This window comes from Burkholderia sola, assembly GCF_905400185.1.
GTDB classification, from domain to species: Bacteria; Pseudomonadota; Gammaproteobacteria; order Burkholderiales; family Burkholderiaceae; genus Burkholderia; species Burkholderia sola.
This window is the reverse complement of the sequence record NZ_FR989677.1, coordinates 217,814-235,149: the sequence shown is the minus strand read 5'-3', so window position 1 is coordinate 235,149 and position 17,336 is coordinate 217,814. Positions and strand designations below refer to the sequence as shown.

Genomic DNA, 17,336 nt, shown 5'->3' with positions numbered 1-17,336 from the left:
ACCGGATGAATGTGGGGTGATCGGCCCGTCCTCGACCGTCGTCACTGCAACGACGGCGGCGCACCGGCGACGATGCCGGCCGCGATCGCGATATCGTCCGCGAGCGGCCGGTCGTCGTGATACGCCGGCACGCGTTCGCGCACCTGCCGCCACAGCGCGTCGGTCGATGCGGCCCGCGCCGTTTCGGCCGGCTGCAGGTCGTACGCCTGCGCGGCGGCCAGCAGCTCGATCGCGAGCACGCGCGTCGTATTCTCGATGATGTCGAGCGCCTTCAGCGCGGCCGGCGTCGCGTGACACAGGTGATCTTCCTGCAGCCCCGACGTGATACCGCCGTCGAGGCTCGCCGGCGCGGCAAGCCGCTGATTCTGCGCGACCAGCGCGACCGCCGTGTACTGCGCGATCATGAACCCCGAGCAACTGCCGCCCGGCGCGGCAAGAAACGCCGGCAGCCCGCTGACGAGCGGATTCACGAGCCGGTCGAGACGCCGCTCCGCGATCGCCGCGACCTGGGCCATCGCCGCCGCGAGGCTGTCCATCGCGAGCGCGATGCCCGCGCCGACCGCATGCGCCTGCGAATGCACGGCCGGCGCCTCCCGCGTGCCGGCGACGATCGGATTGTCGGTGACGGACGCGAGTTCGCGATCGACGACCTCCGCCGTGACGTCGAACACGTCGCGCGCCGCGCCGTGCACGTGCGGAATCGTGCGCAGGCTGAGCGGATCCTGCGTATGCCGGCCGCTCGCCGCGACGAGCATGCCGCTGTCCGCCAGCAATGCACGCAAACGGGCGCCGACCTGCCCGATACCGGGCGAAATCCGCAGCGCGAGCGAAGCCGGATCGAATGCGGCGAGCTGCCCGCCGAGGTTCTCGAAACTCATCGCCGCGATCCAGTCGGCCCAGTCGAGCAACCGTTCGGCGCGAACCAGCGCGAGCGCGGCCAGCCCCGTGACGCACGGCGTCCCGTTGACGAGGCTCAACCCCTCCTTCGCACCGAGGACGAGCGGTTCGCGGCCGATGCGCCGCAGCGCCTCGTCGCCGCGCACGCGTTCGCCGCGATGGCGCGCGTGGCCGTGCCCGACGCAGACGAGCGCGACGTGCGCCATGTGGGTCAGGTACCCGACCGAGCCGTGCGCCGGCACTTCGGGCAGGCAATCGTGCTCCAGCAGCGCGACGAGCTGTTCGACGACGTCGGCCCGGACACCCGAATGCCCGTGCGCATAGTTGTTGATCGCGGCCGCGATGATCGCGCGCGTTTCGGCCGCGCCGAGCGGCATGCCGACGCCTACCGCATGACTCATCAGGATGTTGTGCGACAGCGTGCTCTGCTGGGCCGGCGATACGATCACGTCGCACAGCGCGCCGACGCCGGTATTGACGCCATAGGCGCGAATCCCGCGCGCGACGATCTCGTCGACGAGTTCGCGAGCGGCCACGACCCGCGCGCGCGCATCGTCGGCCAACGCCAGCGGCTCGCCGGCCGCCACCGCCGCCACCTGCCGCCAGTCAAGCGGCTGCGCCGCACGGAATACGGTCATGGCAGCCTCAGTTCGTGGTGCGGTCGTGGTGGCTCGACACGAATTGCCGGAAGCGCTCGGAGGTCTGCCCGCCGAACACTTCATTGGGCGTCCCGTCCGTATCGACCTCGCCCTGATGCAGGAACATCACGCGATTCGACACGTGGCGCGCGAAACCCATTTCATGCGTGACGACCAGCATCGTGCGCCCCTCTTCCGCCAGCGAGCGCATCACGCGCAGCACCTCGCCGACCAGCTCCGGGTCGAGCGCCGACGTCGGTTCGTCGAACAGCATCACCTTCGGATGCATCGCCAGCGCGCGGGCAATCGCGACGCGTTGCTGCTGGCCGCCCGACAGGTGTGCGGGATAGTAGCCGCGCTTGTCCGCGAGACCGACGCGTGCGAGCAGCGCCTCGGCCTCCTCCACCGCTTCCGCGCGACTGCGCTTCTGCACGCGCAGCGGCCCCTCGACGAGGTTGTCGAGCACCGTCATGTGCGACCACAGGTTGAAGTTCTGAAACACCATCCCGAGCTGCGAGCGAATCCGGTCGACCTGGCGCCGGTCGCTCGGATGCAGCTTGCCGTCGCGCGCGCGCTTCATCGCCAGCTCTTCGCCCGCGAGCGCGACGGAGCCGTCGTCGGGCGTCTCGAGCAGGTTCAGGCAGCGCAGGAACGTGCTCTTGCCCGATCCGCTCGCGCCGAGGATCGAGATGACGTCACCCTCGTGCGCGTCGAGCGAAATGCCCTTCAACACGTGATGATCGCCGAACGACTTGTGGATGTTTCTGACCGACAGCGCAACGGGAGCAGTGGTGTTCATCGGATTCTCTTTGAAAGGACGGGGCGCTCAGGAGGCGGCGCGCTGAGGATTGCGCGCCGCCGCGGCGGACGCACCGGACGGCTTCGGCGCACGCAGGTGCCCGGAGAGCCGCCATTCGAGCGCGCCGAGCAGGCGCACGACGATGAAGTTCAGGCCCAGATAGATGAGGGCCGCGCAGACGAACACCTCGGTCGTCCGGTAGGTTTGCTGAATGATCTGCTGCGCGACGCCCGTCACTTCCCACACCGTGACGAGGCTCGCCAGCGCGGTCGACTTGACGAGCAGCACGGCCTCGGTCGAGTACGCGGGCAGGCACTGGCGCAGCGCGATCGGACCGATCACGCGCCGCAGCAGCGCGAAGCCCGACAGGCCGATCGAATAGCCGGCCTCGATCTGCCCGACCGGTACGGCCATCAACCCGCCGCGCAGGATTTCGGCCGTATAGCCGGCCGTGCACAGCGCCAGCGACAGCACCGCGCAGACGTACGGCTCGCGCAGCACCGGCCACATGAAGCTGTCGCGGATCACGCCGAACTGGCCGAGCCCGTAATACACGAGGAACATCTGGATCAGCAGCGGCGAGCCGCGAAACACCAGGATGTAGGCGCGCGCGAAGCGGTTCGGCAGCCAGCTCGGCGACACGCGCATCGTGACGATCACGAGCGACAGCAGGCCGCCGAGCACGAGCGATGCGAAGAACAGGCCGAGCGTGGTCGGTACGGCCGCGAGCAGCTGACGCAGCGTATCGACGAGAAATGCGAAATCGATGGACATGCCCGTTCTCCGTCAGTTGCGCGCGAAATTGCGGCGGAACGACCGGCCGACGATCGCTTCCGCCCGGTTGAACACGCGGTTCGACAAGCCCGTCATCAGCAGATACAGCGCACCGCCCGCGACGAAGAACACGAAGTACTGGTGCGTCGAATTGGCGGCGATCTGGCTCGTGCGCAGCAGCTCGGCGAGACCGGTGACCGAGATCAGTGCGGAGTCCTTCAGGCTCAGTTGCCACACGTTGCCGATGCCGGGCAGCGCGAAGCGCAGCACCTGCGGCACCAGGATGCGCCGCAGCACCATGCTGCGCGGCATGCCGATCGAGCGCGCCGCTTCGAGTTCGCCCTTCGACACCGCGAGCACCGCCGCGCGATAGACCTCCGCCTGATAGGCGCCCGAGATCATCCCGACCGCGAGCGCGCCGATCACGAACGGCGGCACGCCGATGAAGCCTTCCGCGCCGAACCACTGGCCGACGGCCGTCACGAGCGTCGAGCCGCCGAAGTAGAACAGATAGATGACGAGCAGTTCGGGCACGCCGCGAAATACCGTCGTATACAGATCGCCGAGCAGGCGCAGGGTGCGGTAGCGCGACAGCTTCGCCGCCGCGATCGCCGCGCCGATCACCGCGCCGACCGCGAGCGCCGCGAGCGTCAGCGCGACCGTCATCAATGCGGCGAGAAGCAGCACACCGCCCCAGCCTTCGGTACCGAAGCCGAGCATTTCAAGAATCTCCATGCGTGCCTCCCTGCATGCGTTGAGTGAATCCGGCTGAATGCATGCCGCCGCGCGTCGTTCGACGACCTTACGCGGCGGCGACCGAACGTGCGCTTACGGCGTGACGTCGGTCTTGAACCACTTGTCGGCGAGCTTCTTCACGGTGCCGTCCGCGAGCGCCGCGGCGATCGCCGTATCGAACTTCGTCTTCAGGTCGGCATCCTGCTTGCGAAACGCGAGCCCCTCGCCCGGCCCCCAGATCGGGCCGCCGAGCTTCGGCCCCGCGAGCACGATCGATGCGTTGTCCTTCTTCGCGTTGTTCGCCGCGTAGTACGTGACGTCGTCGAACGATGCATCGATGCGCCCCGCGACCAGATCGAGATCGCGTTCGGGCGACGTCTTGTACACGCGGATCGACGCGATGTCCTTGAAGCTGTCGTTGATGAATTTCGTGTAGACGGTGCCCGACTGGATACCGATCGTCTTGCCCTTCAGCTGCTTGCGCAGCGTGTCGACGGTCGGCTTGTCCGCGTTGGCGTCGCCCGTCAGCTTGACGATCGGCGCGCCGGGCGCGGCCTTCGGCAGGATCTTCGTATCGGTGACGGCGAACGTCGCCGGCGTCGCCGCATACGGACGCGAGAACAGCAGGATCTTTTCGCGCTCCGGCGTGATGGAAATCGCATCCATCAGGATATCGAACTTGCCGGCCTGCAGGCCGGGGATCATCCCGTCCCAGTCCTGCGCGACCATGTTGCACTGCACCTTGATCCGCTCGCACACGTTGGCGAGCAGTTCCGGCTCGAAACCGCCGAGCTTGCCGCCCGGCAGCGTGAGGTTCCACGGCGCGTAGCCGCCTTCGAGCGCGACCGTCACCGTCTTCCATTCCTTGGCCTGTACCGGTGCCGCCAGAGTGGCCGCCGCAGCCGCGATGACGCCGATCGTCCTGATTGCCCACTTGATGCGCTTGCCGTTCACGAGATTTCTCCTTGCGTTGAGGTTCGCCATCCCTTCGGTGCAGCAAGCCGCCTCAGGAATTTGTCTATACAAGCATGCAAGAAGAAAAACAGCGAAGCAAGCCGTGGTCAATAAAAACCGCGGAAACGCGGGAAATCCCCTAATTTCAAGGGTCTAGCGTGCATCGTTGCGGGGAAATCCGGCACATGTTTGGTGCAATTCGACTGATCGAATCTCAAGGATGACTAGACAAATTTTGAATTCGATCGCCGCTGCGCTCGACCGTGAAACACGTCTGACGATCGGCGAGTGGATGTCGGCGAGGTATCGTGAGCCGTGAAGGACGCCGACCCTACCGCGCCTGCGGCGCATCGCGCAGCACGGACCGCAACGCAGTATCGAACGGCGTCGCGTAATCGATCCCGAGCGCGCGCACGCGCGCGGCATCCAGATGGCAGTCGTACGGGCGCGGCGTCGCGTCGGTCGGCTGGGCGATCGGCGCGAGCGACGCGTCGATGCCGAGCGCGGCCGCGATTCGCTGCGCGATGTCGTACTTCGTCATCGGCTCCTCGCTCGACCAATGGCGAATGCCCGTGACGGATTCACCCGCGAGATGGCGCAGCGTCAGGTCGCGGATGACCTGCGCAACGTCGGGCGTGTAGGTCGGGTAACGGATCGCCCATGCGTCCATGCCGACCGCGTCGGCGCCCGGCCGCGCCGACGCGACGACGGCCGGCACGAGGCTCGTGACGGCCGATTCGCTCCAGTCGGCGATCGGGCCGAAGAGCAGCGGCAGGCGCAGCACGCACGACAGCGGCGAGGCGGCCAGCAGCGCGGCCTCGCCTTCCAGTTTGGTACGGCCGTAGATGTTCAGCGGGTTCGGGGCGGCGTCCTCGCCGTAGGGGGCTGCCTTGCCGTCGAAGACGTAGTCGGTCGAGATGCCGAGCGTCCATGCGCCGTATCGCGCGGCAAGCGCGCTGACGCGGGCCGGTGCGGTGACGTTGATGGCGCGGGCGGCGGCCGGGTCGCGTTCGCAGACGTCGGGGCGGCGTTCGGCGGCGCAGAGAATCACCGCTGCCGGTCGGTGAGTTTCGAAAACGCGTTCTAGGGACGGCTGATCGAGAACGTCGAGCTCGGCGACGTTTTCCGGCGGCAACGCGAGCAGTTTCGCGCCGGCGGTTTGCGGGTTCCGGATGGTTGCCAGCAGCGTCAGCGACGATTCGCGAGCCAGGGTGGCCGCAACCGCGCGGCCGAGCAGGCCGGAGGCGCCGATGAGGAGGATGGTTTTGTGCAGGGTCGACGGAGATGGGTTTGGCATCGGTGCGATCAATCACGGGAAACGAATGGATTATCGAGCCTATTGAATCGCAGGAACGATCGCCGCGCAACGCTTCGGTCTACTGGCTCGCATCCGGTCGCGAACATATGCACCGATCTCTCCGTCGCCCGAAAAGGCAAAACCCGGCGCGCTCGCGCGCGCCGGGCTCCCGATACCGAACGGAAACGTCGCCCTGCGTTACTTCCGGTCGACCGAATACCGCCCCGGCCCGCTCAACGCGAGCAACAGCAGCCCGCCGACGATGCTCACGTTCTTGTAGAAGTTGATCATCGCCATGTACTGCTCCATTCCCTGCAGCGCCCAGTAGCGATGGCCGATCAGCGCGGTCGCGAGCGTATAGGCGGCGAACGCCAGCGCGAGCGGACGCGTATAGAAGCCGATCGCGATCAGCACGCCGCCCACCAGCTCGACCGCCACCGCGATCGCGGCCGCCAGCTCGGGCGCCGGGTTGCCGGTCGACGCCATGTACGCGACCGTGCCCGAGAAACCGGTCAGCTTCTGCCAGCCGAACAGCACGAACAGGATCATCATCAGCACGCGAGCGGCCAGCAGCAGCTCGTCCTTCTTCGACTCCAGCGAAACGTAACGCATAGCAATCACCCTTGAATTGACGGTTTGATGCGTCCGGTGCCGCTGCGCGCTCAATCGGCGCGCGATGCCGGCAACGGATCGCTCTTCGCGCAATCGGACGGCAAGCCATCTGGCCTGCCACCGAAGAATCCGTCCGGTGGGCGCCGCGACTGGCGGCACGCTCCGGACCGGTTCTGGCGAAGCACGGGTGCAGTCTACTGTCACGCCCGAAATCATCAATATGCCAAAACGTGATTCGCCGTCTCGAATTAGTGGACAATCGGCGAGGATCGATCCGTTGACCTGCCCCCAGCAAACAGGGCCAGCCGGAACCTAGTAAAGTTCGTTTTCGGAGAAGACGAACATGAAGAAACGCTTTTCGGAAGAGCAAATCATCGGCTTTCTGAAGGAAGCCGAGGCCGGCATGCCGGTCAAGGAGCTGTGCAGGAAGCACGGGTTCAGTGACGCGTCGTTCTACACCTGGCGTGCGAAGTTCGGCGGCATGGAGGTATCGGAAGCCCGTCGGCTCAAGGACCTGGAGAGCGAGAACGCGCGGCTCAAGAAACTGCTGGCTGAAGCGATGCTCGACATGGAAGCCCTCAAGGTGGTCGTGAAGGGAAAGCCCTGAGCCCACAAGCCAAACGCGAAGCAGTGGTGGCGATTCGGGAGAAGGTCAATATCTCCGAGCGCCGCGCCTGCCGGCTTGTCGGGCTTTCTCGCAGCGTGCTGCATTACGACGCGAAGCCAGATGCCGAGAATGAAGCGTTGATGGCGCGCTTGGTCGAACTGGCCCATGAACGCCGTCGGTTCGGCTACCGCCGACTGCATGCGCTGGTGGAGCGCGAAGGCATTCACGCGAACCATAAGCGGATGCATCGCCTCTACCGTGAGGCGGGACTGGCGGTACGGCGCCGCCGTCGGCGCCACGGGGTGATGATTGAACGCGAGCAGCTGAGTTTGCCGAGCGCGCCGAACGAGGTCTGGTCAATCGATTTCGTCATGGATGCGCTCTCCAATGGCCGCCGCTTGAAGTGCTTGACCATCGTCGATGACTTCACGAAGGAGTCGATCGATATCGTCGTCGATCATGGCATTTCGGGCTTGTATGTGGCTCGGGCGTTGGACCGAGCAGCGCGTTTCCGGGGCTATCCCAAGGCCGTGCGAACGGACCAGGGACCGGAATTTACGAGCCGTGCGCTCGACCAATGGGCCTACGCCAATGGCGTGACGTTGAAATTGATTCAGCCGGGCAAGCCGACGCAGAATGCGTATATCGAGTCGTTCAACGGCAAGTTCCGCGATGAATGCCTCAATGAGCACTGGTTCACAAGTCTCGGGCATGCTCGGGCGCTCATAGCGACGTGGCGCCAGGACTACAACGAGGAACGGCCGCATAGCGCGCTGAACTACCTGTCGCCAGCAGAGTTTGCTGCGAAACACCGGGCAGCAGTGGATGCTCCTGCCGCTTTCCAGGAGTTGGTTTAAAGGGACTTTGCTAGAAACCCATTGGCCCTATTGAAGGGGGCAGGTCACCGTCACACGACGTCTGCTGGTTCATCTCAAATAAAATCTAATCTGAAGCAAATAAATCTGAGCTTGCATTTTAAGACAATGAATATTGGTCCGAGCACTAGTCGCGGACACCCACAATGAGAAATAAATCTGTTCTCATACGACTAAATCATTGTAATTATTAGATGTTTTTTTGACATCAAACCAACCCCATTGACTGACTCAACGTGCTGACGAGGTGCTTCGCCTTCATGTTTGACGCTCGGATCACCTGCAGCCAAGAGAAGATGGTTCGAGACCTCCAGTAAAATCAACGGCTTCCGTTGTTTTTCGCAATAAAACATGGACTACACGTTCGCGTTTGCAAACAAAAGTTGTCCCGTGACATCCATCAAGATGGTTTTGTTGCGCTGAGCCCGAAACTTGCAATGTTTGTGTCTCGAAATGCGACCACCCGAAGAACCTTGAACTTACGACACATCGATACGGAGCAGGAGGTCTTAGTTTTGAATGGGATCACTCTATCGAACTCAGACCGTGACGTGTACTCGACGAGCAAAGAACAACTGTCTCTTCTCGTGGCGTCCCATTCCGGCTCGCAAGATCGACTGCCGGCCGGCGCTAGACAGTGACCACTCTCCTCCAATTCACCTCTAAGACTGTCGTGAAAGGCCTCAGCAATCGACGGCGTTTGCGAATATGCCAGCAATAGACTGACCCGACCGAGTTTGCCGACTGCCAGCCGATAGCGTTCTGGCGATTGTTCCAGATTGGATGCTTGATGCCGTCCAGTTCCCGTCGCGCGGCGGTTCTGTCGTCGAGCATGGGGCAGAACAGCCATTGCGCCTTCGGGACGGGCCCAGCCGTATCGCACAACCGTTGTACCAGCGCCGCGGCCAGTCCGCCGCCGGCACTTTGCCCTCCTATCGCGATTCGAGCGGGATCGACTCCGAGCCTCTGCGCCGCGGCAAGGAGCCACTGCCATGCGGACATGCAATCATCCAATGCGGCTGGATAAGGATGCCCTGGAGCCAGTCTGTAGCCCACGGAGACGACGACGATGCCCAACTCTCGGCAAACCGCAGTGCAACGTGCGTGGTCCTGAGCTGGCGCACCCACGACGTAGCCACCGCCATGAATCCAGACGAGCGCAGCGCCGCAGGCGTAATGGTCAGGCCGATAGACCCGCAAATTCAAGCTGCCTACGCGGATGAGTTCGAGCGTTCCTCCCTCGAATCCAGTCCGTCCGCCAAACCGGGACAGATTTCGAATGAGCCATCTTCCGCCTGCGTTCCCGTACGGCAAAGGCGGCATCCAGCGCACCAGGCTCCTTAGCTCGGGTGCTATCTTTTCGCGATTCACGCGCCTTCCTTCTATACGACGCCCGGTGAAGACGATCTTCCGACCGACTACCGGTGATTATCCAAAACCGATGAGGTTCTCGACATCTTTATTCAGCTGGCGTCAGGACATCTGGCTCCTGGTATGACGCGGTAATTTCATACTGATTCTCGCCTTCGCGACTCATCTGGCACCGCTCACATGTTCGGGTAATTCGGCCCGCCGCCGCCTTCCGGCGTGACCCACACGATGTTCTGCGTCGGGTCCTTGATGTCGCAGGTCTTGCAGTGCACGCAGTTCTGCGCGTTGATCACCAGGCGATCGCTGCCGTCGTCGTTCTGCACGAACTCGTACACGGCCGCCGGGCAGAAGCGCCCCTCCGGCCCCGCGTAGGTGCGCAGGTTCACGTTCACCGGCACGCTCGCATCCTTCAGCGTCAGGTGCGCCGGCTGGTTTTCCTCATGGTTCGTGTTCGAGATGAACACCGACGACAGCCGGTCGAACGTCAGCTTGCCGTCCGGCTTCGGATACTCGATCGGCGTGCATTGCGACGCCGGCTTCAGCATCTCGTGGTCCGCATGCTTGTGGTGCAGCGTCCACGGCACGTTGCCGCCCATCACCTTCTGCTCGAGCCCGACCATCAGCGTGCCGAGGTACAGGCCCTTCGCCATCCATTGCTTGAAGTTGCGCGCGCGGTACAGCTCCGTGTACAGCCACGATTGCTTGAACGCATCCGGGTACGCATTGAGCTCGTCCGACTGACGGCCGGCCTGCACCGCGTCGAATGCGGCGTCGGCCGCGAGCATGCCGGTCTTGATCGCCGCATGGCTGCCCTTGATCCGCGATGCGTTCAGGAAGCCCGCATCGTCGCCGATCAGCGCGCCGCCGGGGAACACCGTCTTCGGCAGCGACAGCAAGCCGCCGGCCGTGATCGCCCGCGCGCCGTACGACACGCGCTTGCCACCTTCCAGGAACGCGCGGATCGACGGGTGCGTCTTGTAGCGCTGGAATTCCTCGAACGGCGACAGGTACGGGTTCGTGTAGCCCAGGCCCACCACGAAGCCGACCACGACCTGGTTGTTGTCCATGTGATACAGGAACGAGCCGCCGTACGTATCGGACTTCAGCGGCCAGCCGGCCGTGTGGATCACGAGACCCGGTTTGTGCTTGGCCGGATCGATTTCCCACAGTTCCTTGATGCCGATCCCGTACGCCTGCGGATCGGCGTTCGCGTCGAGCTTGAACGTCGAGATCAGTTGACGGCCGAGGTGGCCGCGGCAGCCTTCGGCGAACAGCGTGTACTTCGCGTGCAGCTCCATGCCGAGCTGGAAGTTCTCGGTCGGCTCGCCGTCCTTGCCCACGCCCATGTTGCCGGTGGCGACGCCCTTCACGGAACCGTCGTCGTTGTAGAGGATCTCCGCAGCCGGGAAGCCGGGGAAGATCTCGACGCCCAGCGCCTCGGCCTGCTGGCCGAGCCAGCGGGTCACGTTGCCCAGCGAAATCACGTAGTTGCCGTGATTCTTGAAGTTGTCCGGCAGCGCCCAGTTCGGCGTCGTGACGGCGCTCTTCTCGGACAGGAACAGGAAGCGGTCTTCGCTCACCTCGACGTCGAGCGGCGCGCCGCGTTCCTTCCAGTCGGGAAACAGCTCGGTGATCGCGCGCGGGTCCATCACCGCGCCCGACAGGATGTGCGCGCCGATCTCGGAACCCTTCTCGAGCACGCACACGCCGATCTCGGTGCCTTTCTCGGCGGCCAGCTGCTTGAGCCGGATCGCGGCAGACAGCCCGGCGGGGCCGCCGCCGACGATCACGACGTCGTATTCCATCGATTCACGCGGGCCATGCCCTCGGTGATTCTCTTCCGCCATCCCCAATGTCTCCTCGGCTCCGTAACGTCGCCATGCTCGTCGGACTCTCGCCCTTCGAGGGCGCGATCAAGACGGGATCGCGTTCAGCGTCTCCCGCACTTGACAGCGCCAAGTATACATAAATGAATGTCGTGTAACAATATGAACGATCGAAGGTGTAACAACGGCACTGCGCGGTCGGGTATGTTCACATGGTTGTCGCCGGCTCAGAACGGTGCGCTTCGCAATACCCGAACATGCCGACGCCAACCGCGTTGCCGGCCCTGCAGTCAATCAGGATGAGCTATCCGCTCGCGATTTCTCGTAAGTGTCCGCGAGGCCAGGAAAAACCGCCCCGAAAGCAACGAAGCAGAACGGCGTACGCTATTGTCCAACGAGGTCGTATGCGGCGAGGGCCGCCACCTCCGTTACGCCACCGTCCACCGGCAAGCATGTGCCGGTGATGAACCGCGATTCATCGCTCGCGAGAAAGAGCGCGGCAGACGCAACATCCCACGCATCCCCTTCCAGTGGAAGCGGTGCAATTTTGCGGCGGCGCTCGCGCGCCGCTTCGTCGAGCATGCTGTGCACCATCGGTGTAAAGATATGCCCCGGCGCGATGGCGTTAGCGCGCACACGATCGCGACCATACATCACCGCCAACTCTCGCGTAAACGCAACCATACCCGCCTTCGACGAGCCGTACGCGGCTGACCCGTGACTGCGTATCCCGGCTACCGAACTGATATTGACGATCGCCCCGCCACCGCGCGCCACGATGTGCGGCACAGCGCCCCGGCTCATCAGAAACGCGCTCTTCAGGTTCACGTCCATCACGCGGTCCCAGGACGCCTCGTCGAGATCCTGCAACCGCCCCGGCGCGCCCGAAATTCCTACGTTGTTCACGAGTATGTCCAGCCCGCCATATCGGTCGACCGTCTCGTCGACGATACGCGCGCACACGTCCACATCCGTGATGTCGCCTGTACAGACGAAACCCTGCCCGCCGGATTCAGCGATCAATTCGAGCGTTTCGACCGCCCTTTGGTGCTGCTGATCGACGAGGCAAACCGAAGCACCCTCCGCCGCAAACAGGCACGCAATGGCTTTGCCCGTGCCGTAGCCCTGGCCGAGCGAACCGGCGCCGGTGACGATCGCGATCTTGCCGCGCAAACGCTGATAGAAAACTTTCGGAGAAGGCATGTGTAGTCGGTGATGTAGTCGCTCGCCACCGCAATGCGCTCGCGCGCACTGAGGCGACCGTGTCGATGGAGCTTAGTCTCTTGGGATCACCAATGCAACACGTAGTTGCATTAACGGCCTGCGTCTGTTCCGGCCCGGCCGTACCGTGACTCGATACCGGCGGATCGAAGCGCGCCGCGTAGACCGGGGTCGCAGCCCCCCCCCTCGATCGTCACCGGTAACGCCATGTCGTTCATCACAGCGGGTGCAAACGGGATTGCCCTCGCAATCGAGATTTGAAGGGCCGTACGATTCGTCGCACAAGGGGGCGCTCGGCCGCGACATCGGGAAAACCACACCTCATCGGTCGTTGCATATATTGAATGACGTGCATATAGTTGCCTTCATTCTCAGATACTTTTTTGGCAGGCAACTGATGAACCTCGCTGACGCACCCAGCCTGATTGATGGCATCGCCGGCACCGAACCAGCACGAGCGCTGACCCCGGAGGACTACCGAACGGAAGAAAGCGTGGCCTTCAAGATGAATCTGGTTCACCTGCTGCTCGGCAGCGAAATCGACCGAAAGCTCTCGGCCAGCGGGCTTTCCGCTCTTCAGTGGGGCATTCTGAAAGCGCTCTATGACGAGCGCGCGCGCACGCCGACCGCGCTCTGCCGCATCCTTCTCGCGGACAGCGGCGCGATGACGCGCAAGCTGGATTCTCTCGAGCGGCGGGGATTGATCGAGCGAATCCGAAGCATTTCCGACAGACGCAGCATCGAACTTGTCTTGAAGGCAAGTGGGCGGCAACTGCTGCGCGAAACACTGCCGCACATCGTTGAAACGAGCAACCGGCAGCTTCTCGGCTTCTCAGTGGACGAAGTCGCAACGGTCAAACGCCTTCTCGACCGAATGGTCGTCAACCTGAGCTGAGCAGCGACGGCCATGCCCGATTTGAGCAGCGGATCAGCCGGAGCTCAACGCTTACCTCAATTGAAAATGGAGCACTTCATGGAGCAGACCGAATCAATCGGAACGCAAAGCGGAACGCCGGCGCCTGAGAGCGCGCCGCTGTGCGTTCCTCACGTGTACCGCGGCCGCACGGTTACAGGAAGCGCGATCCGCCACGTATCACGAGATCTCGGGCAGGGCTTCTGCACGCCCTCGATCGAACTGGATGACCTCGTCTGGCCGCGTGCCGCATCGGGACCTGCGTTTGATTTACCGGTTGAGAAAATCGTGGATTTCCTCGTCGAACTCGGCCCTCGTCTGCATCTGGACGTCAATCCGCTGATGCAGGCGGCACTTGAATCGATGATTCAGGTGAGTCCCCTTGGACGCCGGATCCTTGAAAACTGCTATCGGGACATTCCGAACCTGTTTTTGCGCCACGTAATCGAGGACGAGTTGCGCGTGAGCCTTGGCGACGCGAGGCTCGTCGACGGCTGGGTGGAACGTACGCTGCGCAGTCGTCCAAGCCGTCTGCGCGCTTTCCCGCCGAGACTCGTTCATATTCTGGCAGGCAACTCGCCCATGGTAGCGGCCATGACGGTCATGAGAGCGGCGCTGACGAAGGGCGTGCACCTGCTCAAGCTGCCGTCGAACGACCTGTTTACGGCGACGGCGATTCTCCGGACGATGGCCGAAATCGACCCTCAACATCCCGTCACGCAGTCGTTCTCGGCAGCCTACTGGCGGGGGGGCGACGAAAGCGTGGAGTCCATCCTTTATCGCCCGCAATACTTCGACAAAATCGTCGTCTGGGGCGGTGACAGTGCGGTACGTCATGTCATGCGCTACGCCGGGCCGGGGCTTGAGCTGATTTCGTTCGACCCCAAGGTGTCCATATCGCTGATCGGCCGCGAGGCGTTCAGCTCCGACGAGGTGCTGCGTGAAGTCGCACGAGCCGGCGCCGCGGACGTATTGTCGTTCAACCAGGACGCATGCAACGCGAGCCGCTACCAGTACATCGAAGGCGACGAAGACGACGCCGACCGCTATTGCGAGCAACTCGCGCTCGCACTCGGCGAGGATTACCGATACGGCGACGGACAGGGACCGCTCGTGCCGAGCGAAATTCGCGAATCAGTGGACGTATTGCGCGAGATGGAGCCGATTTATCGCGTTTTCGGTGGCTACGAGGGTAAAGGTCTCGTCATTCGCTCGGACGAAATGGTCGACTTCCATCCGATCTGCAAGACCGTCAACGTCATTCCGGTGGGCAGTCTGCGCGACGGGGCACGTTACGCGACTGTCGCAACGCAGACTGTCGGGATTTATCCGCCGCATCGGGTAATCGAGGTGCGCGATGCCCTGGCATGCGCGGGCGTACAACGCATGGTCGCATTGGGCGAGTCGATTTCGGACGGCGTTGGCGGCTACCCTCATGACGGCATGTTCCCCATCCATCGATTCATGAAATGGGTTTCCGAGGAATCGGGTCCGAACCAGCATGAGGTACGATAATGCAGGCTCTTTCATCCCTTGTAAAACTCATCGATATTCAGGATCCCTTCAGAAATTTTCATGATGAACTCCACGCCGTTCAACTGCAGGCAGTCCGGGAACGCTTCGCACAGCGGCGTCAACAAATTCGCATTCTCGACAAGCGAGCTCGCGAGGCCGGCGTAACCGAACTGGGAGCGCTGGACGATGCAGTTCCGCTGCTTTTCGCCGACGCCGTTTATAAGAGCTATCCCGATTCCTTCATCGAAAGCGGCAAATGGCGTCATCTCACGGCATGGCTTCAAACCCTTACGACGAACAGGATCGACGGGCTCGACTACGGCAAGGTCGATAATCTCGACGACTGGATCAACGAGCTGCGTCGCAACGGACACTACGTGATGAGTTCGAGCGGCACCTCTGGCAAGCAGTCGTTCATCTACCAGAGTGAAACAGACCGTGAACTCGGTTGGCGCCTGCTCGACCAGGGCATTCGTTGGGCTGCGAGCGGCATGCGTGATCGGTCACGTCGCTATCCTGCTTATCTCTTGACGCCCTCTTCCGGCTCCTACACCGGCACCGAGCGCATGGCGAAGTTCGCCGAGTCCATTGCCCTGCCTGGCGATATTCACTACATGTCCGACGTGCCGCAAAGCGCTGCCCAAACCACGCGCATGGCGCGCGTGCGGCGGGCAATCGCCGACGGCACCGCGCTCCCCAGCGAGATCGCAGCCTTCCAGAGCGAGAATCGTGAGCGCACCGAGCGCGTGCAAGCCGACTTCCGGCGCTTCATCGACGAATTGCTCGAGCGGCGCCGCGAACCGATGTTCATCATGGGCATGATGGGCATGCTCTACCAGATCGTTGCCACGGCGCGCGAACGCGGCATTCCCGACGGCGCTTTTCATCCCGACACGATCATCAGCATCGGCGGTGGCAAAAAGGGGGCGAATTTGCCCGAAGATTTCCAGCAGCAGTGTGAACGCTTCTTCAATTTCAACCCGACCAATTTCAACGACGGCTACGGCATGGGCGAAGTATCGGGGTTCTGCCCGTGGTTCCATGAAGCGAAGGCGTGGACGGTGCCGCCGTGGCTCGTCCCGCTCGTACTCGACGCGACCGGCGAGCGGCTTCTGAATCCGCGCGACGGAACAGGCATCGTCGAAGGCAGGCTCGCGATAATCGACCTGCTTGCAGACGGCCGATGGGGTGGCGTCATCAGCGGGGACAAGGTCACCGTGGAGTTCGGTCACGGCATCGATGGGGTGCAGACGCCCATCATCCATAACGTGGTGCGCTACAAGGACCTTGCCGACGGTGACGACAAGCTGTCCTGCGCTGGCACGATCGACGCCTATGTCCGCGGAGAGATGGCGGACATGACCGAGGCGCGTACGGCCAAATAAGATAATTCTCCACAATCCTATGTAATCCTACCCACTCATGAGTGAGAAAATGACAAATCCAGCCGTTTGGTTCATCACGGGCGTTTCGTCCGGCTTTGGGCGGTCCCTTGCGGAAGCGGCCCTCGCACGCGGCGACAAGGTGGTCGGCACCGTGCGCAACACCGCGCAGCTCACGCCGTTCGAAAATCTCGCGCCAGGGCGAGCCTATGGCGTACTGCTCGATGTCACCGACACCACGTCGTTGCCTGGCGCCGTCGAGCAGGCCATTAGTCGCGCAGGCACGATCGACGTTCTCGTGAACAATGCAGGCTACGGACTGTTCGGTGCATTCGAAGAAATCTCCGATACCGAAGCTCGGCAGCTATTCGATACCAACGTGTTCGGCACGGCCAATGTGATCCGCGCCGTTCTGCCCCATTTTCGTGAGCGAAAGCGCGGGCACATCGTGAACTTCTCGTCGCTGGCCGGTGTAATCGGCATCACGGGTTGCAGCTTCTATTGCGCGTCGAAGCATGCAATAGAAGGCCTGTCCGAATCGCTCTCGCGAGAATTGAAGCCGTTTGGCATTCACGTGACCATCGTCGAACCCGGCGGTTTTCGCACGAATTTTTCGGGCGGCTCACTGAAGTGGAGCGAGATCGAATCCCCTGCCTACGCGGAAACCGTGGGCAAGATGCGCCAGATGATGCGTGGCTACCACGGCACGCAGGCAGGGGATCCAGCCAAGGCAGCCGCAGCCGTCGTGCGTGCGGTGACGTCAGAAAACCCGCCGCTGCGGTTGCCGCTCGGTCCGGATGCCGTCGACGCCGTCCAAAAGAAACTCGCGTCCGTACAGGACAATCTGGAAGCGTGGCTCGAAGTATCGAGTTCCACCGACTTCGATCGTTAACAGCGCAACTTCCAGTCCGAGGGCCGAC

15 protein-coding genes are annotated in these 17,336 nt (G+C 63.0%); 5 read left to right on the top strand and 10 right to left on the bottom strand.

The window, feature by feature from the left end; all coding sequences use genetic code 11:
• Positions 1 to 41: 41 nt before the first annotated feature.
• From KR541_RS31095 to KR541_RS31065, 7 genes are all read right to left on the bottom strand, one after another.
• On the bottom strand, positions 42 to 1,535 hold the full coding sequence (locus KR541_RS31095; protein ID WP_050016584.1) for an HAL/PAL/TAL family ammonia-lyase: 1,494 nt from the start codon (positions 1,533 to 1,535) through the stop codon (positions 42 to 44).
• Positions 1,536 to 1,542: 7 nt separating this feature from the next.
• Positions 1,543 to 2,334 (bottom strand): ABC transporter ATP-binding protein, encoded by a 792-nt coding sequence (locus tag KR541_RS31090; protein WP_050016582.1) that lies wholly within the window; start codon positions 2,332 to 2,334, stop codon positions 1,543 to 1,545.
• Between the two features lie 27 nt (positions 2,335 to 2,361).
• Complete coding sequence (locus KR541_RS31085; RefSeq protein ID WP_050016580.1) at positions 2,362 to 3,108, bottom strand: ABC transporter permease; 747 nt, start codon at positions 3,106 to 3,108, stop codon at positions 2,362 to 2,364.
• Between the two features lie 12 nt (positions 3,109 to 3,120).
• Complete coding sequence (locus KR541_RS31080) at positions 3,121 to 3,843, bottom strand: ABC transporter permease (RefSeq protein WP_050016578.1); 723 nt, start codon at positions 3,841 to 3,843, stop codon at positions 3,121 to 3,123.
• Between the two features lie 93 nt (positions 3,844 to 3,936).
• Entirely contained in the window at positions 3,937 to 4,797 is an 861-nt protein-coding gene (locus KR541_RS31075; protein ID WP_050016577.1) for a transporter substrate-binding domain-containing protein, read from the bottom strand.
• Between the two features lie 331 nt (positions 4,798 to 5,128).
• Positions 5,129 to 6,094, bottom strand: a complete 966-nt coding sequence (locus tag KR541_RS31070; RefSeq protein ID WP_216090034.1) for a dTDP-4-dehydrorhamnose reductase family protein — start codon at positions 6,092 to 6,094, stop codon at positions 5,129 to 5,131.
• A gap of 198 nt (positions 6,095 to 6,292) precedes the next feature.
• Positions 6,293 to 6,706: a DoxX family protein gene (locus KR541_RS31065; protein WP_050016574.1), complete on the bottom strand. Its 414-nt coding sequence runs from the start codon at positions 6,704 to 6,706 to the stop codon at positions 6,293 to 6,295.
• A gap of 343 nt (positions 6,707 to 7,049) precedes the next feature.
• Between KR541_RS31065 and KR541_RS31060 the strand changes: the two genes are divergently transcribed.
• Positions 7,050 to 8,170, top strand: a protein-coding gene (locus KR541_RS31060; RefSeq protein WP_150123397.1) for an IS3 family transposase whose coding sequence is annotated in 2 segments (ribosomal slippage) — positions 7,050 to 7,308 and positions 7,308 to 8,170 — 1,122 coding nt in all. Because the reading frame shifts where the segments join, the coding sequence is not laid out codon by codon here.
• Positions 8,171 to 8,818: 648 nt separating this feature from the next.
• On the opposite strand, the gene KR541_RS31055 is transcribed toward KR541_RS31060, so the two are convergent.
• From KR541_RS31055 to KR541_RS31045, 3 genes are all read right to left on the bottom strand, one after another.
• Positions 8,819 to 9,511 carry an alpha/beta hydrolase gene (locus tag KR541_RS31055; protein ID WP_080334350.1) on the bottom strand — a complete coding sequence of 231 codons (693 nt, stop codon included), beginning with the start codon at positions 9,509 to 9,511 and terminating at the stop codon, positions 8,819 to 8,821.
• A gap of 224 nt (positions 9,512 to 9,735) precedes the next feature.
• Positions 9,736 to 11,406 carry an electron transfer flavoprotein-ubiquinone oxidoreductase gene (locus KR541_RS31050; protein ID WP_050016573.1) on the bottom strand — a complete coding sequence of 557 codons (1,671 nt, stop codon included), beginning with the start codon at positions 11,404 to 11,406 and terminating at the stop codon, positions 9,736 to 9,738.
• A gap of 363 nt (positions 11,407 to 11,769) precedes the next feature.
• Complete coding sequence (locus KR541_RS31045; protein WP_012337383.1) at positions 11,770 to 12,588, bottom strand: SDR family NAD(P)-dependent oxidoreductase; 819 nt, start codon at positions 12,586 to 12,588, stop codon at positions 11,770 to 11,772.
• Positions 12,589 to 13,003: 415 nt separating this feature from the next.
• Between KR541_RS31045 and KR541_RS31040 the strand changes: the two genes are divergently transcribed.
• The 4 genes from KR541_RS31040 (at position 13,004) to KR541_RS31025 (ending at position 17,308) form a co-directional block, all read left to right on the top strand.
• Positions 13,004 to 13,501, top strand: coding sequence for a MarR family winged helix-turn-helix transcriptional regulator (locus KR541_RS31040; RefSeq protein ID WP_012337382.1), 498 nt, complete (start codon positions 13,004 to 13,006; stop codon positions 13,499 to 13,501).
• 78 nt (positions 13,502 to 13,579) lie between these two features.
• Positions 13,580 to 15,034: an acyl-CoA reductase gene (locus KR541_RS31035; protein WP_050016595.1), complete on the top strand. Its 1,455-nt coding sequence runs from the start codon at positions 13,580 to 13,582 to the stop codon at positions 15,032 to 15,034.
• On the top strand, positions 15,034 to 16,419 hold the full coding sequence (locus tag KR541_RS31030) for a hypothetical protein (RefSeq protein WP_050016571.1): 1,386 nt from the start codon (positions 15,034 to 15,036) through the stop codon (positions 16,417 to 16,419). The genes KR541_RS31035 and KR541_RS31030 overlap by 1 nt, the downstream gene beginning before the upstream one ends.
• Positions 16,420 to 16,468: 49 nt before the next feature.
• Positions 16,469 to 17,308: an oxidoreductase gene (locus tag KR541_RS31025; protein WP_050016564.1), complete on the top strand. Its 840-nt coding sequence runs from the start codon at positions 16,469 to 16,471 to the stop codon at positions 17,306 to 17,308.
• The last annotated feature ends 28 nt before the right edge of the window (positions 17,309 to 17,336 follow it).

What these genes read in the sequence shown, in the direction of transcription:
- KR541_RS31025 (WP_050016564.1), top strand. Translation starts at nt 16,469, where the DNA reads ATGACAAATCCAGCCGTTTGGTTCATCACGGGCGTTTCGTCCGGCTTT.
- KR541_RS31045 (WP_012337383.1), bottom strand. Translation starts at nt 12,588, where the DNA reads ATGCCTTCTCCGAAAGTTTTCTATCAGCGTTTGCGCGGCAAGATCGCG.
- KR541_RS31030 (WP_050016571.1), top strand. Translation starts at nt 15,034, where the DNA reads ATGCAGGCTCTTTCATCCCTTGTAAAACTCATCGATATTCAGGATCCC.
- KR541_RS31095 (WP_050016584.1), bottom strand. Translation starts at nt 1,535, where the DNA reads ATGACCGTATTCCGTGCGGCGCAGCCGCTTGACTGGCGGCAGGTGGCG.
- KR541_RS31050 (WP_050016573.1), bottom strand. Translation starts at nt 11,406, where the DNA reads ATGGCGGAAGAGAATCACCGAGGGCATGGCCCGCGTGAATCGATGGAA.
- KR541_RS31085 (WP_050016580.1), bottom strand. Translation starts at nt 3,108, where the DNA reads ATGTCCATCGATTTCGCATTTCTCGTCGATACGCTGCGTCAGCTGCTC.
- KR541_RS31070 (WP_216090034.1), bottom strand. Translation starts at nt 6,094, where the DNA reads ATGCCAAACCCATCTCCGTCGACCCTGCACAAAACCATCCTCCTCATC.
- KR541_RS31080 (WP_050016578.1), bottom strand. Translation starts at nt 3,843, where the DNA reads ATGGAGATTCTTGAAATGCTCGGCTTCGGTACCGAAGGCTGGGGCGGT.
- KR541_RS31035 (WP_050016595.1), top strand. Translation starts at nt 13,580, where the DNA reads ATGGAGCAGACCGAATCAATCGGAACGCAAAGCGGAACGCCGGCGCCT.
- KR541_RS31065 (WP_050016574.1), bottom strand. Translation starts at nt 6,706, where the DNA reads ATGCGTTACGTTTCGCTGGAGTCGAAGAAGGACGAGCTGCTGCTGGCC.
- KR541_RS31055 (WP_080334350.1), bottom strand. Translation starts at nt 9,511, where the DNA reads ATGCCGCCTTTGCCGTACGGGAACGCAGGCGGAAGATGGCTCATTCGA.
- KR541_RS31090 (WP_050016582.1), bottom strand. Translation starts at nt 2,334, where the DNA reads ATGAACACCACTGCTCCCGTTGCGCTGTCGGTCAGAAACATCCACAAG.
- KR541_RS31040 (WP_012337382.1), top strand. Translation starts at nt 13,004, where the DNA reads ATGAACCTCGCTGACGCACCCAGCCTGATTGATGGCATCGCCGGCACC.